Annotated in this window: 16 protein-coding genes; 2 read left to right on the top strand and 14 right to left on the bottom strand. The window is 54.6% G+C overall.

What is annotated here, in order from left to right; all coding sequences use genetic code 11:
* Positions 1 to 117 precede the first annotated feature (117 nt).
* On the top strand, positions 118 to 726 hold the full coding sequence (locus HMPREF9697_RS15320) for an MFS transporter (RefSeq protein WP_244597788.1): 609 nt from the start codon (positions 118 to 120) through the stop codon (positions 724 to 726).
* A gap of 411 nt (positions 727 to 1,137) precedes the next feature.
* Here the strand turns inward: HMPREF9697_RS15320 and HMPREF9697_RS21255 are convergent, their stop codons facing one another.
* The 10 genes from HMPREF9697_RS21255 to HMPREF9697_RS15270 all read right to left on the bottom strand — a co-directional run bounded on the left by HMPREF9697_RS21255 (position 1,138) and on the right by HMPREF9697_RS15270 (position 10,146).
* Positions 1,138 to 1,443 (bottom strand): hypothetical protein, encoded by a 306-nt coding sequence (locus HMPREF9697_RS21255; protein WP_147296377.1) that lies wholly within the window; start codon positions 1,441 to 1,443, stop codon positions 1,138 to 1,140.
* A gap of 303 nt (positions 1,444 to 1,746) precedes the next feature.
* A complete protein-coding gene (locus HMPREF9697_RS15310; RefSeq protein ID WP_002718145.1) occupies positions 1,747 to 2,532 on the bottom strand; it encodes an ABC transporter ATP-binding protein in 786 nt (261 codons plus the stop codon).
* Positions 2,532 to 3,392: an ABC transporter permease gene (locus HMPREF9697_RS15305; protein ID WP_244597787.1), complete on the bottom strand. Its 861-nt coding sequence runs from the start codon at positions 3,390 to 3,392 to the stop codon at positions 2,532 to 2,534. The genes HMPREF9697_RS15310 and HMPREF9697_RS15305 overlap by 1 nt, the downstream gene beginning before the upstream one ends.
* The gene (locus HMPREF9697_RS15300; RefSeq protein WP_002718143.1) at positions 3,376 to 4,341 is read right to left on the bottom strand and encodes an ABC transporter substrate-binding protein; all 966 of its coding nucleotides are present in this window, start codon (positions 4,339 to 4,341) and stop codon (positions 3,376 to 3,378) included. Before HMPREF9697_RS15300 ends, HMPREF9697_RS15305 begins: the two co-directional genes overlap by 17 nt.
* A 36-nt stretch (positions 4,342 to 4,377) precedes the next feature.
* Positions 4,378 to 4,761, bottom strand: a complete 384-nt coding sequence (locus HMPREF9697_RS15295) for a cupin domain-containing protein (RefSeq protein WP_002718142.1) — start codon at positions 4,759 to 4,761, stop codon at positions 4,378 to 4,380.
* A gap of 97 nt (positions 4,762 to 4,858) precedes the next feature.
* Positions 4,859 to 5,857 carry a carbon-nitrogen hydrolase family protein gene (locus HMPREF9697_RS15290; protein ID WP_002718141.1) on the bottom strand — a complete coding sequence of 333 codons (999 nt, stop codon included), beginning with the start codon at positions 5,855 to 5,857 and terminating at the stop codon, positions 4,859 to 4,861.
* A 57-nt stretch (positions 5,858 to 5,914) separates the two neighbouring features.
* Positions 5,915 to 6,610: a GntR family transcriptional regulator gene (locus HMPREF9697_RS15285; protein ID WP_002718140.1), complete on the bottom strand. Its 696-nt coding sequence runs from the start codon at positions 6,608 to 6,610 to the stop codon at positions 5,915 to 5,917.
* Between the two features lie 119 nt (positions 6,611 to 6,729).
* Positions 6,730 to 7,788, bottom strand: coding sequence for a tartrate dehydrogenase (locus HMPREF9697_RS15280; protein WP_002718139.1), 1,059 nt, complete (start codon positions 7,786 to 7,788; stop codon positions 6,730 to 6,732).
* Positions 7,788 to 8,729: a ketopantoate reductase family protein gene (locus HMPREF9697_RS15275; protein ID WP_002718138.1), complete on the bottom strand. Its 942-nt coding sequence runs from the start codon at positions 8,727 to 8,729 to the stop codon at positions 7,788 to 7,790. The genes HMPREF9697_RS15280 and HMPREF9697_RS15275 overlap by 1 nt, the downstream gene beginning before the upstream one ends.
* Before the next feature lie 82 nt (positions 8,730 to 8,811).
* The gene (locus HMPREF9697_RS15270; RefSeq protein WP_002718137.1) at positions 8,812 to 10,146 is read right to left on the bottom strand and encodes an MFS transporter; all 1,335 of its coding nucleotides are present in this window, start codon (positions 10,144 to 10,146) and stop codon (positions 8,812 to 8,814) included.
* Between the two features lie 90 nt (positions 10,147 to 10,236).
* Between HMPREF9697_RS15270 and HMPREF9697_RS15265 the strand changes: the two genes are divergently transcribed.
* Complete coding sequence (locus HMPREF9697_RS15265) at positions 10,237 to 11,289, top strand: molybdopterin-dependent oxidoreductase (protein ID WP_002718136.1); 1,053 nt, start codon at positions 10,237 to 10,239, stop codon at positions 11,287 to 11,289.
* A gap of 139 nt (positions 11,290 to 11,428) precedes the next feature.
* Here HMPREF9697_RS15265 and HMPREF9697_RS15260 read toward each other — a convergent pair whose 3' ends face one another.
* The 4 genes from HMPREF9697_RS15260 to HMPREF9697_RS15255 all read right to left on the bottom strand — a co-directional run bounded on the left by HMPREF9697_RS15260 (position 11,429) and on the right by HMPREF9697_RS15255 (position 13,990).
* Entirely contained in the window at positions 11,429 to 12,124 is a 696-nt protein-coding gene (locus HMPREF9697_RS15260) for a glutathione S-transferase N-terminal domain-containing protein (RefSeq protein WP_002718135.1), read from the bottom strand.
* A 15-nt stretch (positions 12,125 to 12,139) separates the two neighbouring features.
* Complete coding sequence (locus HMPREF9697_RS21050; RefSeq protein WP_147293866.1) at positions 12,140 to 12,337, bottom strand: hypothetical protein; 198 nt, start codon at positions 12,335 to 12,337, stop codon at positions 12,140 to 12,142.
* A 25-nt stretch (positions 12,338 to 12,362) separates the two neighbouring features.
* Positions 12,363 to 12,605, bottom strand: coding sequence for a DUF2798 domain-containing protein (locus HMPREF9697_RS20550; protein WP_081602594.1), 243 nt, complete (start codon positions 12,603 to 12,605; stop codon positions 12,363 to 12,365).
* Positions 12,606 to 12,685: 80 nt separating this feature from the next.
* The gene (locus tag HMPREF9697_RS15255; RefSeq protein WP_002718134.1) at positions 12,686 to 13,990 is read right to left on the bottom strand and encodes an MFS transporter; all 1,305 of its coding nucleotides are present in this window, start codon (positions 13,988 to 13,990) and stop codon (positions 12,686 to 12,688) included.
* Positions 13,991 to 14,000 lie beyond the last annotated feature (10 nt).

The raw sequence follows: 14,000 nt of genomic DNA, 5'->3' as shown, positions 1-14,000 counted from the left end.
TCCTTGATCGTATGTCGTCGCTACCGTCTCGCGAGGGTGACCCTGGCCCCTCCACGGCTCGCGTCTGGGTGAACGCTCGGTCGAACTCACAAATGGTCGGGCCTTGCTGACGGAGCCGTGTCAGGCGTGGAGGGTCTCGCCGCCCTTGGCGTCTGCGTGGTACTGATGGGCGCGCTCTTTCGCCTGCCTTTCGTGCTGATTTACACGCACAACTATTCTGCCGCTGCGGCAGGAGCAGCATTCCTGCCATTTTCCGTAATCATGGCCGCTGGCTCGCGTGCGGCTGGAGGTCTTGCGCAACGCCTCGGGAACCGCACGATGCCTGCGGCAGGAGGCGTGATCACTGCCTCCGGCTACGTCGTATTCGCATTGTCCGCCGCGCGACCGGAGTACTGGCTCGGGTTCCTACCTGGCCTTGTCTTGACAGGGATAGGTAAGACGGCGCGTGTGGCGCCGCTTACAACCGCAGTCTTGGACGCCGCGCCGAGCGATCTGGGCGGATCGGCGTCCGGCATGAACAACGTAGCCGCGCGTCTTGGCGGCCTCCTTGCGGTCGCAGCCCTCGGATTAGCCTTCGGCGGGACCTCCGCCTCGAATGTCGCGTCGGTCGCAGTTGTCCAGACGTACGGGCGCGTGATGTGGACCGCAGCAGCTCTTGCCGTGGCCACCGCGTTGATGGCAATCGCGTGCCTTGGAAGTGATCCTCCCAAACGTCAGGCAAGCTGAGCCTGCCCGTCCCAGCGGACGACGGCGCAGAGGTCGCCCATCATGACCGATGCCCGACGAGTTGAGCCGATCCTTAAACGCGGACGAACTAACCTTGCCGATCTATCATGTGCACCTGTTCGACGAAGAAGACTTCTTCGTTGTTCTGCGTATCCCCTTCCCTTTTCGACGATATGGTCAAGGACGGTCGGATGCCTTCACCGCGTGTGATTAATACGGACACTGTCTGGGATCGAATTGAAGTCGATGAAGCTTTCGAGGCATTGCCGCAACTTTTGCGCTCGGCTCCGGTGGGAAAGTCACCACGATGTCCGATGCCGGATTGAGGCGTGCCATCGCCGAGGCAGCGAGTACTTTCTGAGCAGTACATCGGGACCATTCCTCCTAAGAAGGTAGGTTCGAGACCGCAAATCATCCCCCATTCTGTCGCCGTCGAGCAAAGCGGAGAAGCGGCCGATTAATCTCCAGGTGACGTTCGAACAAACGATCGAGGTGCAACTCCCGACAATCGACGCGAAAGACGAACTCGATGATATCGACTTCTCGGATCTGACGCGTGCCGAACTCGCCAAGATGCCAGCTCTTGAAAGCGGGTGGAGTAATTCGCCAGCGTCCCAGGTCGTCAGTTTTCTGCGCGAGACGCGGGAAGCACTTGAAGATCATGTTTCCCAAGCTGGTTGGCATCAGACTCTTGGCGGTCTGGCCGAAAGTGACCAACACCGATCCGACATTTCCGCCGAGCGTTGCTGATGGATGAAAAAACAGCTATCTGAACCGGAGGAAACGTCTCGGGACGGCAATAAGGAGGGCGCCAAGCGGCCCCTCACCGCCGCGTGCTAGAAAGTCCGCTTTGTGGCGCAGAGCTGCCGTCCGCAATTTGAAGAATGGATGTCGTCTTCGGGTCGATATCTGTCATTCGCACAGAGGTAACTGATGAGCTTACTCTGAGAAGCCGGTCAGTCGGCGCACTGGAAAGGCCCAGCTGATAATTGCCGAAGTGTTAGAGCAATGAATTGCCGACTACGATGTCATAGAATGAGCCGACGTAGATCTGGCGGATTTCATGCTTTCACGAATTTCGGAGGCAACATCGGCATGTGTTCCACCGTGGGCAATCAAGTCTTTGGCTCTAATCTCTGAAAGAACCCGCCCCGGTCTCCCAAATACCAAAATTCGTTCGGCCAACTCGGCAGCTTCAGTGACAGAGTGAGTGATGAAGATCGTCGTCTTTTTCTCTTCCCCGATCATGTTCAGCAAATCATTACGAAGCGCGGTCGCAGTAATTTCATCGAGCGCTGAAAACGCTTCATCCGCAAGCAAGAGGGGCGAATTGAGTGCAAATGTCCTTGCAATCGATACACGCTGGCGCATGCCGCCTGATAATTGGTGCGGATACGAATTTGCAAACCTCTCCAGTCCGACGCGGGCAAGCCAGTGCATGGCACTTTGTATACGCTCGGACTTCGAGATATGCAGAATTTCCATTCCGAATGCGACATTCTCGATCGCTGTGCGCCACGGAAGCAGACGATCATTCTGGAAGATAATACCGAGCCTGCCCTTCAAGGCATGGAATTCCTTGAATGGATCGATCGCGAGAACTTGTACCGAGCCGCGACTGGGTTCCTGAAGGCCGAGCAACAACGACAAGGCGGTCGACTTTCCACAGCCAGTTTCACCGACGATGGCAACTACCTCTCCGGGCTGAACTGTAAAAGACAAATCGGAACATGCTGTGAACGACACACCATCTTTGACGAAGGTCTTTGTTACGCCGGAAAATGCAACGATTGGATTCTCAGTCATCACGCCACCTCGCTTCGCGGACGCCAGGCAAGCAGGCGGCTTTCGACCAGACTGATAATGCCCTGATAGACGAACAACACGGCGACGAGGCTGAGCGTCCAGGCCACGGCTCCCGCCATATCGAATACGGCCTGTGCTTGCAGTAGCTGGAAGCCAACACCCGTGGTAGACCCGATCAATTCGGCGATCACGGCGACGCGAACCGCATTACCCAGATTCACTGTCCACGCGCTCATGATCTCAGGAACGATCGCCGGCATGATGATTTTGGTCAAAATCTGAAGACGATTGGCACGGAGCGCCTGACCCAAATGGATCAGATCCAGATTCACCGATTTGACCGCACTGTCGATATACAGAGCAAAGGCCGGGAGCGTGCCGATAATCAGAATGAAGGCAATGCGAATTTCAACCTGCGCAAACCAGATCACGGCAAACACGACCCAGGATAGTGCTGGCACACCTTGAATCATATGCAGCAACGGCCGCGCATAGGTTCTGATGCCGCTAAAGAGTCCCATTGTTACTCCCAACGCCGCTCCTAGGACGAAGGAGATGGTCAGACCGGCAACAACACGCAGTGACGTTGCCAGAAGACTGACAAGGTTGTCCCCTTGGGAAAATATCTTCCAGATCGCATCGCCGATATCCTTGAGCGGCGGCACGATGGCAGGGGAGAAGTAATGGGTAGAAATCTGCCACAGGGCAGCGACCGCAATAAGATCAATGATCGCGGGTCGATGCTGGGCCAGTCGCGACCACAGAGTCCTTCGCTCAACTGGCTGTATGGCAACTGAGCCGGTTATCTTACCGTGCATGATATCGACCTCCTGGTGCACGTCATCAGTTTCGGGGGTCATACAAGATGCCGTCAGTGGGTTTGGTTTTCAGATAACCTTCGCTAATCGCGGCGTTAAAGACTTCATCAGCTGCGTGCTTGTTGTCGGAGGCCCAATACAGGTTCAAGCGGAGCCGATCGGATGAAAGCAAATCCTCGATAACCGGGGCGCTGACCTTGAGGCTCTTTGCAATCAATGCAGACGCCTCTTTGGGGTGACTTTTGATGAACTCTGCCGCTTTTTGATAGGTGGCAAACAGCTTCGGAATGACGGCTTTGTTCTGATCGACCCAGGCTTCGTGGGCGGCGATGCCAAGATAAGGAAAGGCATTCTCGTTCGTTTTTTCCTTCCACCGCGACATTACGTCGATGCTACGGAAATCATGATTGCCGTAGGTAAGAATGGTGTAGGCCGGCTCCCACAGTTGAACGGCATCCGAACGCTTGCTTTTCGCCGTCGGTACCAACGATGACGAATCCGCATTGCGGAGCTGCACGGAATTCACGTCAAGACCGCCGAGCTTCGCCAGATAACGAAACATCGGAAAATTTGCGGTGGGTAGGGACGCGGTAAGCGTCTTTCCCTTCAGATCGGTGATAGCGCGAATGCTGCTCTCCTCCGGCACCACCACAGTGGCCCAGAAATCGAAGACATTAAAGAGATAGGTGACTTTGAGCCCCTTATCTCTCAGCAGCGCAGCGTCGGCCAGCAACGTCCCACTCCCTCCCAGTTGGTCCGTACCAGCCGCGAAGTCGGTTCTATAGGTCGCGGTTGGCTTCTGCTGGAAGGTAAGATCGAGCCCGTTTTGCTCGTCAAACTTCTGTGCCTTGATCACCGGGCCCATAAAGGCACCGAGCGAAGGTGCAGGCAACGTAGGGATCGTCAGCTTGACCAAATCCGCCTTTGCCGTTCCAACGGAGAACACAAAAGCTGCGGCAAGAATCGCACGAGCGTACTTTGGAAAAGTCATCAGTTGGCCTTTCGCTTGTCGATGAAGGAAAGTTCCTTAGCTCTTGTTCGTCTTCACAAAGTCGTAGCCAGTCCACGGCGCATGAATCAGCAGAAAGCTGAAAGGCTCTGTATCGCTTAGATTGCAGACTTCATGTTCGTAGCCGGGAGGCATTGCGCAGAACGCGCGCGCCGGCATCGGCACCACACCTTCGCCCTCCTCGCCCTTGTAACGAATTTCGCCCTTCCCCGAGATCACCATGAATAGATCCCAGGTCCTGGTATGGATGTGGCGCGCGAGCTTTTCACCCGGATGCACGCTGAACAGGCTGGTTTCAGACTCAGGAACCTGATGCAGGACAGCCTTGGAACAATTGCCGTGCGCATTGTGACCGACGGATTCCAATACGTCTTTGACAGAAACAAGTGACGGACCGCTCATATATTCCACTCCCCGTGATGAGAACTGCTATCTCAATTTGTCATGTCAGTTACAAGCCGATATTGCGAGCATCAGCAGCTTCATTTTCAGGCAGGCCTCAATCAATGCCCGCGACGACTGAATTAACTGCACGCTTCTCATTTTTGTCGACGTTCAATGAGAAAACGTCGGGACGGCTGTAGTGTCCAACTGGATCGAAATCGTAGAGAGCGCGCGTCACTTGTGCGACGTCGATCTCTGCGGTGATGATGCCCTCCTGATCCCATAAGGGCCCAGCCAATATGTTTCCCAACGGATCGACGATGCAACTTCCGCCACGCGAGACGATCGCATCAGCCTCCATCGGCAGGTCGGACGGATAGTCGACAGGATAATCGCTGCGGCGGCAAAACTGGTTACTCGACAGCACGAAACAGCGCCCTTCGAGCGCAATGTGCTGCATCGAAGGAGCCCATGTCGGACGGCCATCCGCCGTGGGCGCACAATAGATCTGGATGCGCTGCGCATACATAGCGGCCCGCATCATCGGCATGTAATTTTCCCAGCAGATGACCGAGCCAAGCTTTCCGATTTCAGTGTCGTAGACCGGAAGCGTCGAACCATCACCGAAGCCCCAGACCAACCGTTCCGATCCTGTCGGCATTAGCTTGCGGTGCTTCCCAAGAAAGCGTCCATCGGGCGCAAACGTGAGAACGGTACAATACAAGGTGCCGCCATCGCGCTCGATTACGCCGATGACCAGATGAATGGAATTTTGCTTGGCTATACTTGCCAGCACTTCCACCGCCGGCCCCGGCACATCGATCGACGACGCATGATAGCGCCGAAACATCTCCCGTCCTTCGGCGGTGCGAGCGCCAATTGTCGCGCCGAAATTCGCACCGCGCGGATAGGCCGAGACGAATGCCTCGGGAAACAGAACAAGTTTCGCGCCTTGCCGCGCGGCATCGGCGGAAAGATCCTGCGTTTTTTCGAGAGTTTTCTGCAGGTCGAAAGCCACCGGCGCAGCCTGAACACAGGCCGCCAAGTACTTCGGCTCGGCCTGCATATTTAGGCGGTTCAGCGCCTGCGTATCGTTGTCTGTCAATTTATTCATTGTCATTCACCTAGCGTAACATTTCAACCTGACATGTCAATTTAGATAAACGCAACGCTATTTGCGCCGCAATGTTCTTTCCCGCTTCTCGCTGTCAGTCAGCGTAGCCAGGATGGCGCTCTCGGTCGTCATTACATGCGTACGCAAAGCATTTTTCAGCACCTTGGCATCACGCTTCTCGAGCGCCTTAACAATCGTCTCATGTTCACGATGACGCGCATCGGCAGCTTTCTTGTCAAATCCTCTACGCAAAAGATATGTGACGATTTGCAATTGAATTTGAAGTTGTGAAAAGAATCGAACCAGAAACGGATTTCCTGCGGCCGCGACAATCAGCGAATGAAATTCGACGTTCGCACGCACAAATTCCGCAGTGGTGTTCGATCTTCCCAATTTCTGAAGACACTTCCTGATCTCGGAAATATCCTTAGTGGTCGCATTCTCCACCGCCCCCTCTGCTGCAAAATCTTCAAGCGCGCGACGCAGGGCGAAAAGCTGCTGGGTCTGCTCGCGGTCAATGCGATTGACCATGGTTCCGCTTCGGCCCGCTACCGAGAGCAGACCTTCCGTTTGCAGACGCGTAATTGCCTCCTTTACGGGGGTACGGCCAATATCCAGACGCGCGGCGAGAAGGTTGACAGAAGTGCGTTCGCCTGGCCGCAATTCGCTGTTCAACACCAGATCGATAATGCCACCGTAAGCAAGGTCAGCCGCCGATAAGTCCCTTTCGCTATTTGGGGCTCGCTGCAACATCTGGATCCTACTGCCTCCGTAATCCCGCCAGCTTCCTGGCTACAATTCGATATGAATTCATTTTCGAATAAATCCTACCGTAAGCCAATCGCCGGATTTCGGGAAGTGGCGAGTTAACCTCAAGAAATCGCAGCCGCGATTGCCGAACCCACCTCTTCGGTCGAGGCCTTGCCCCCCAAGTCAGGATTATGTGGCCCTTCGCGCAGAACCGTCTCGATTGCAGCCACCACAGCCGCACCAGCCTCCGGATGACCGAGATGCTCAAGCATCATAGCCCCGGACCAAATTTGGCCAATCGGATTGGCGATTTTCCTGCCGTAGATATCCGGTGCCGAACCGTGAACAGGTTCGAACATCGATGGGAATTTCCGCTCCGGATTGATGTTGGCCGCTGGCGCGATGGCAATTGTGCCCGCACAGGCCGGACCCAGATCGGAAAGAATGTCCCCGAACAGGTTGGATCCCACCACAACATCAAAATATTGCGGATTGCGAACAAATTGCGCAGTCAAAATGTCGATATGGTACTGGGCGGTCTTGATGGCTGGGTATTGTTCGGCCATAGCCGCGAACCGTCGGTCCCAGTACGGCATAGTGATCGCGATGCCGTTCGACTTCGTCGCTGACGTAACGTGCTGACGCCGTTTTCCTGCAGCCTCAAAGGCATATTTCAGGATTCGATCGACGCCTTTGCGGGTGAAGACGCTTTCCTGAACCGCGCGCTCATTCTCACCGCCCTCATCCTTGACGCCGCCGATCGACGAATACTCGCCTTCAGTATTCTCGCGGACGATCACCATATCGATGTCCTTAGAGGTACGGTCCGCAAGCGGGCTGCGCACACCAGGCATCAGGCGCACCGGCCGAACGTTGGCATATTGATCGAATTCACGACGAATCGGAATGAGCAGCCCCCAAAGGGAGACATGGTCAGGGACGCCTGGATAACCGACGGCTCCCAGGTAAATAGCGTCATGCTCCTTGATGAGATTGAGTCCATCCTTCGGCATCATCTGCCCGGTCTTATTAAATCTCTCGCAAGACCAGTCCAGTTCGTCCCATTGGAAACCTATGCCGAATTTACTTGCGGCAGCTTCCATGACCTTGATGCCTTCCGGCATCACTTCCTTGCCAATTCCGTCCCCAGCGATGACCGCGATCCGATAAGTCTTGGCCATTACGCCACCGCCTTTGCCTGCAGTGCCGCACGGCGCTGTTCGTAAGCCTGAACATGAACGAAGATGAACTGATGGAGCACGAAATCGACGCCGTGGTGCTTGGCTTTGTTCAGCATGAAACCAAGAATATGATCAGCCTCGATCGAGCCGCCGCGCTCGATGTCACGCAGCATCGAGGCCATGTAGAGCGACGACGTGTCATGAAACAACTGACGGTACTCGGCCAGAAATGCCTCTGATGGTGCATGCCCTTCGCGCCCTGCGATTTCAGCATTCCGCTCAAGAAGCTGTATCATCATTGCAGTGCCATCCTGCGTGCGCGCAATATCGCCGACACTGGCGCGCATTGCACATGTCATCCCCGCGACGGTCGAGAGATGGACCACTTTCTCCCACATCATCTGCATGATGTTTGGAACTGCCGTCGCAAGGACGGAGGTTTTATCGAAAGCCGCCTTGAGACTGAGAACGCGGTCGCTCATCTCCCCGTTTTGCTCACCCATCGTGATGTAGCGCCAATCGTTGAGATGCTTGATCGTGCCGTCGGACGCGAGTGTCGCCGAAATCTTCGCTACGCCACCTAGAACTCGTTCGCGTCCAAATTTTTCGTTCAGAACTTCCATATGCGCAACGCCATTCAACAACGGCAGCACGGCGGTGTTCGACCCGACAAATGGAGCAATGGTCGCAATCGCGCCAGGCAAATCATACGCCTTGCACGTCAGCAGAACTATGTCGTACTGGCCCTTCGCTTCATTCGCGGTAACCGCTTTGACATTCAGATGGCAGTTTCCATACTTGCTCTCTATCCGGAGTCCATCGGTCGTAATTCGCGCCTTTCGCGCTTCACGTACAAGAAATTCGACGTCAGCTCCACTCTCTACGAGTCTACCGCCGAAATAGCCGCCGAGGGCGCCCGCGCCTAAGCAAAGAATGCGCATAAAAACAACTCCTGAATTCCGTTAGCTAAGCTGATCTATATCGTGGATATTAACATGTCAATTTGGCATGTTATTGAAAAGCTCACTCGTCCAGTCTCGCGCCCTTTGTTTCGCCAGCAGCAAGCGCCCCGACCACAAATAGCGCACAGGCCCCACAACAAAATATCGCGAGTGACATAGGGATATTCGCTGTCTCGCGGCTCACGAGCGAGACGACCGTCGGCATCATCCCCCCTAGCGCAAAGCCGATATTCCAGGACAGGCCCGTGCCACTCGCTCGGAGCGCCGTTGGGAAGCGCTCATTGAGAAAGATCGGAACCGGCGCGAGCACCGCGTTACCGAAGAACGAAATGACGAACGCATAAATGGCGATCGTGGTGACGTCCTGTGTCTGGGCCATCCACAGATACATCAGCGGCAGCAGAATAAGACCCGGCAATCCGACTGCGAGGAACGTCGCCCTTCGTCCGATCAAATCGCTGATGAAGCCGACAATGGGTCCACTGATTGTCGCAATGAGGGCCGAACCGATCAAAATAGCCGATATCGAAGAATTCGGTATTTTGCTGATCACCTTTAGGAAGGTCGGCAAATAGCCGGACGTTACATAATACGCTGAACCAGCGCCCGTAGTAATAAGGAGGTTGATCAGCAAGGTGTTTCGAAGCGGCCCTGAAAACAGTTCCCCGACCGGGGATTTTGCCTTTTGCGATCCTCGCGCCGCTGCGCGACGCGAGCTTGCGGCAAGCCAAACCGGCGATTCCTCAAGGTATTTGAAGATCAGAAGACCCAAGGCAGAACTGAGAATGCCTGAATAGAACATCACCCGCCAACCCCAGACATCGAAGTCCGAACCGGGAAAAAGTGTCGTGGCAAACCAGAATGCCAGAGACGCCATAAGCGCACCCAAGCCGGCGCCGCCCCCACCAACCAATCCGGAAACCGCACCGCGCCATTGCTCAGGAACCGATTCCGTCCCAACCGTATGAGTCGTAGCAACGACGCCGCCGACAAAAACGCCCTGGACAAGGCGCAGAACGAGGAAAAGGATAGGAGCGAAAACGCCGGCCTGGGCCAGCGTCGGAAGCAGACCGAAGGCCGCCGTTGCAAGGCCGACGCCGGACACCGCGACGAACATCGCAGATTTTCTGCCATGCCGATCAGCGTAGTTGCCAAAAATTGCCGACCCCACCGGACGCATCAGCAGTGTTACCGTAAAGGACGCATAAACTGCAGCCAGCGAAAGCGTCGCGTGAGTGGAGGGAAAAAACAACTTTCCGATCACCGGCGCGACATAAAGCAAAACGAAAAGATCGAAAAGATCCAGCGACCAGCCAAAACAGGACGCGAATACGGCCATTAGTCGCTGCCGATCCGTCACCCTAACGACTTCGGCCCCATCCGTTGCACTAACCATGCTCATACCTCCCTATTGGCAATCGATAGCTAGACATGAGGATCCTTCAATGTCAAACTAACATGTCAGATTTTAGGTAAGGAGCATATATTGAAGGGGAGAAACCCCACCCCGGACGAAATCAGGGCGGCTCAGCATGACCGGCCGGTTATCGAAGAGATTCGACCAGACCGCACAATTCGCCATATTCCATTGCAGCCCCATCAACTTACGGAGCGGATAACACCGAACGACGACGTATTCATATTAGGCCATGTTGGCGTACCGCGCGCCAAAGCTCAGGACTGGTGGCTTGATATTGCTGGCCTTGTGGAGCGTCCACGGCGCTGGAATCATTCAGAGCTTTCCGCCCTGCCTAAGCGCACGGTGACAGCACTGCATGAATGCGCAGGATTTCCATTGAGACCAGACATTGCAACCCGTCGCTACGCCAATGTCGTATGGGGCGGAGTCGATTTGGCTTCCCTCCTCCACGAGACAGGAGTCAAGCGGGAAGCCAGCTTCCTGTGGTCGTTCGGAGTCGATAAGGGTGTTTTCGAAGACGTGATATCGGGCGTGTATTTGAAAGACATGCCGCTCCACAGACTCGCTGCGGGCGATATCCTTCTTGCTTATGAAATGAACGGAAAACCGCTGGACCAAGAACACGGCTTTCCGTTGCGACTCGTCATTCCCGGCTACTACGGCACGAACTTGGTGAAATGGCTCTACAGGCTCGAGCTCTCAGACCGACGGCCCGACGGTCCTTACACTACGAAATATTATAATGATCCTATACCCCCAAACGCTGATTACCCGTTGGGTGGCACCACACCGCTTTGGGAGCTTCCGCCAGAATCCGTCATCGTATCGCCATCGCCACAGGATAAGCTGGAAAGAACCAACATAGCGATTTGGGGCTGGGCCTGGGCCGGTGCCGGTCTCGCGCAGGTGGAAGTCAGCGTTGACGGAGGAAACCACTGGGCTGCAGCCGAACTTGAGCCTGAAGCCGGCTGGGCATGGCGCCGCTTTACATTTTCATGGCGCCCCGCCAACGTCGGATCTTATTCTCTCGCCTCACGCGCGTTCGATAAACGAGGCCTCAGCCAACCGGTGGATAAGGCACGCAATGCAATTTATTATGTGATGGTGGCGATAGGGTAGTTTTCTGCCGACGTCTTGCGCGAGCCAAGAACACAAGGAGTCGAGCCTGTGACACCGCCAGAGAGAAATTGCGCCGGCAGGTTAGCTCATCAACATCTTGAAACCAGCAGAAGATAGGCTCGCTCTTCGCCGAGGTTCATCATTTCAAGGCGGTCTGTCCGAATAGAATTTTCTTAGACTGCTCATTTACTGTCGGCGCATTTGTGGGATTTATTCTCTTCGCAACATCATACGCCCGGATAGTTGCGGGCCGCGCCTTGATCGTTTCAAACCATCGCCTCAGATATGGAAAATCGTCGAGTTTCTGGCTCTGGCGCTCATAGGGAACGATCCATGGATAGATTGCCATATCCGCAATCGAATATTCTCCTGCGACGAACTTTCTCTCAGACAAGCGCTTGTTTAAGACTCCGTATAGTCGATTAGTCTCGTTCACGTAGCGGTCGATCGCATACTGAATCCTTTCAGCAGTATATCCTGCGAAATGATGGTTCTGCCCGGCCATGGGCCCCAGCCCACCCATCTGCCACATTAGCCATTGCAGGACATCGAAACGTTCGCAGGTCCGAGTCGGCAGAAATTTGCCGGATTTTTCTGCAAGATAAATTAAGATCGCGCCAGATTCGAACAAGGCCAATGGCTCACCGCCATGAATCGGATCATGATCGACAATGGCTGGAATTTTGTTGTTCGGTGAAATCGCCAAATACTCAGGCCTGAATTGTTCACCCTTCCCGATTTCTACGGGCTTCACCAAATAACGCAGGCCCATTTCTTCAAGGCAAAGCGAAATTTTATGCCCGTTTGGCGTGGTCCAATAATAGAGATCGATCATCGTCGCCACCTGCAGTCAATAGTCCCAGATTGGATCAGTTGATATTTCGGCCAAATCAATCACGTTCTGTCCGCCTTGTTCTGATGAGACCGAAGAAACGACACGTAGCCGCCGCGTCGTTTCGTTTTTGATTGGCGAGTCGCAAATATCCATTTTCATCGACTGCTCCATCCCAGCCTCATCGGCAGCTTTAACTAACTTCAAATAACTCACTCGTCTCATTTGCAATACTCGTAAATCAAACTCGAGGCGCATCATCAGCAACAACGAGAAGAGTCAGGCGTCTGATCAGAGGGGCCGCAAGTAACACGAATGGCACCATGATTATCCAGGATATCAACCATGCTTTAGACCACCGAGTGAAGAAGCCCCCTTCTTCAAGTGCATTCAAACTCGCAATACCGCTCGCGACGCCGCTGGTTATTCCAGATTGAATCATCCCGTAGACGAAATGACCAAGCCCACTCGACAACTTCCTCATGTAGTGCGCAACTCGGCTTCTGCGAAACAGCATGCGGGCTTCATTTTGTAGAGAGCGGCCAGGCCGTTTGACACCAGCATCTATTCCTTCGACGGAGAGATAATAAGCGGCACATCAGGCCGCAGCAGAATGACCGCTAAACTTCCGGCAAGCAGGATCCCAATGCCCGACGCAAAAGGCACATTCCAATTTCCCGTACGGTCGATAAGCCAGCCAAAAACCACTGGCGATACGATACCGGAAATGCCAACGCCCATGATCACGTAAGCACTTCCAAGGCCCGCGTAGTCTTTCGAGATATCCATCGGAATGGCGTACATTGGTGCAATCGTCAGCTCGAGAAAGAACATTGCACAAGCTAGCAATGGGACGACGTAGTACAAATCGTTGATGAACATCGTTGGTGTAATGAAAACAGCGGCTCCAACGAGAGATACGGCGATCACGCTGCATCGAGCCAACCGATTGCGTCCCGTTTTTCGTAGGATTCGATCTGATACGACGCCTCCTACGGTGTTACCGATGAGCCCGGCGAAGAACAAAGCGCTCGTCAGAAGTGCTGAGTTTTTTAGATTGGTCCCGTGCTGGTTTACGAAGTAAAGCGGTAGCCAAGATACAAACACCCAGTACGTCCAACCGTACGCGAACATCACCAGCGTTACCGGAAACATACGCTTGGTGAGAACCCATAACGGCGTTTTGGCGCGACGATTGGGCAGTGAGACTGTGAGACCTTCAAGACATCGGGGATCTACACGCGGGTGAGTTCTGGGATCATCCTGGAAAGTCGACCACCAAAAAAAGCACCAAATGAGCGCGCTGGTCCCGCACACGACGAAAGAGACCCGCCAGTCTGCCCAAATGATCAGCGCAGCCACGATGGGAGGAGCAAGTGCCGCTCCAAGGCGCGAAGCGCTATGCGTAATGCCTTGGATATAGCCGAAGCGGTCGGGGGGATACCAATTCCGCATAGCCTGAGTTGCCGCGGGGAACGCAGGACCCTCGCCCAATCCAACGACAAGTCTGGCCACGAAGAGAGTTATAAGACCGCCTGCGAGTCCCGTCGCGATCGTTCCGATGCCGACGACGATCACGCAGACAATCAGAGTTGATTTGGCGCCGAACTTTCTCGCGCCCCAGCCGCCAAATAGGACCGATGCCAAGTAGGCCCAAGAAAATCCGCTGAATATGATGCCCATTTCCGCATTCGTGAGGGAAAAATGATCCTTCACAGAGGCGGCGGCAGCAGAGATATTCACCCGGTCGAGATACATAATCGCAAAGAGAATGCAGAGAAGCGTCGTAACCAGGGTATGAGCACTTATGGATGAGCTTGGTGATGCGGCATTTGCCGCTACACCTTCCGCCTCCCGCGTAATAGCCATTGTTTCTCTC

Origin of the sequence: Afipia felis ATCC 53690, from assembly GCF_000314735.2 — a bacterium.
Taxonomy (GTDB): Bacteria; Pseudomonadota; Alphaproteobacteria; order Rhizobiales; family Xanthobacteraceae; genus Afipia; species Afipia felis.
The sequence above is the reverse complement of the archived record's forward strand: the minus strand, read 5'-3'. Positions and strand labels throughout refer to the sequence as shown.

What these genes read in the sequence shown, in the direction of transcription:
- HMPREF9697_RS15310 (WP_002718145.1), bottom strand. Translation starts at nt 2,532, where the DNA reads ATGACTGAGAATCCAATCGTTGCATTTTCCGGCGTAACAAAGACCTTC.
- HMPREF9697_RS15305 (WP_244597787.1), bottom strand. Translation starts at nt 3,392, where the DNA reads ATGACCCCCGAAACTGATGACGTGCACCAGGAGGTCGATATCATGCAC.
- HMPREF9697_RS15300 (WP_002718143.1), bottom strand. Translation starts at nt 4,341, where the DNA reads ATGACTTTTCCAAAGTACGCTCGTGCGATTCTTGCCGCAGCTTTTGTG.
- HMPREF9697_RS15295 (WP_002718142.1), bottom strand. Translation starts at nt 4,761, where the DNA reads ATGAGCGGTCCGTCACTTGTTTCTGTCAAAGACGTATTGGAATCCGTC.
- HMPREF9697_RS15290 (WP_002718141.1), bottom strand. Translation starts at nt 5,857, where the DNA reads ATGAATAAATTGACAGACAACGATACGCAGGCGCTGAACCGCCTAAAT.
- HMPREF9697_RS15285 (WP_002718140.1), bottom strand. Translation starts at nt 6,610, where the DNA reads ATGTTGCAGCGAGCCCCAAATAGCGAAAGGGACTTATCGGCGGCTGAC.
- HMPREF9697_RS15280 (WP_002718139.1), bottom strand. Translation starts at nt 7,788, where the DNA reads ATGGCCAAGACTTATCGGATCGCGGTCATCGCTGGGGACGGAATTGGC.
- HMPREF9697_RS15275 (WP_002718138.1), bottom strand. Translation starts at nt 8,729, where the DNA reads ATGCGCATTCTTTGCTTAGGCGCGGGCGCCCTCGGCGGCTATTTCGGC.
- HMPREF9697_RS15270 (WP_002718137.1), bottom strand. Translation starts at nt 10,146, where the DNA reads ATGGTTAGTGCAACGGATGGGGCCGAAGTCGTTAGGGTGACGGATCGG.
- HMPREF9697_RS15260 (WP_002718135.1), bottom strand. Translation starts at nt 12,124, where the DNA reads ATGATCGATCTCTATTATTGGACCACGCCAAACGGGCATAAAATTTCG.
- HMPREF9697_RS20550 (WP_081602594.1), bottom strand. Translation starts at nt 12,605, where the DNA reads ATGAGGAAGTTGTCGAGTGGGCTTGGTCATTTCGTCTACGGGATGATT.
- HMPREF9697_RS15255 (WP_002718134.1), bottom strand. Translation starts at nt 13,990, where the DNA reads ATGGCTATTACGCGGGAGGCGGAAGGTGTAGCGGCAAATGCCGCATCA.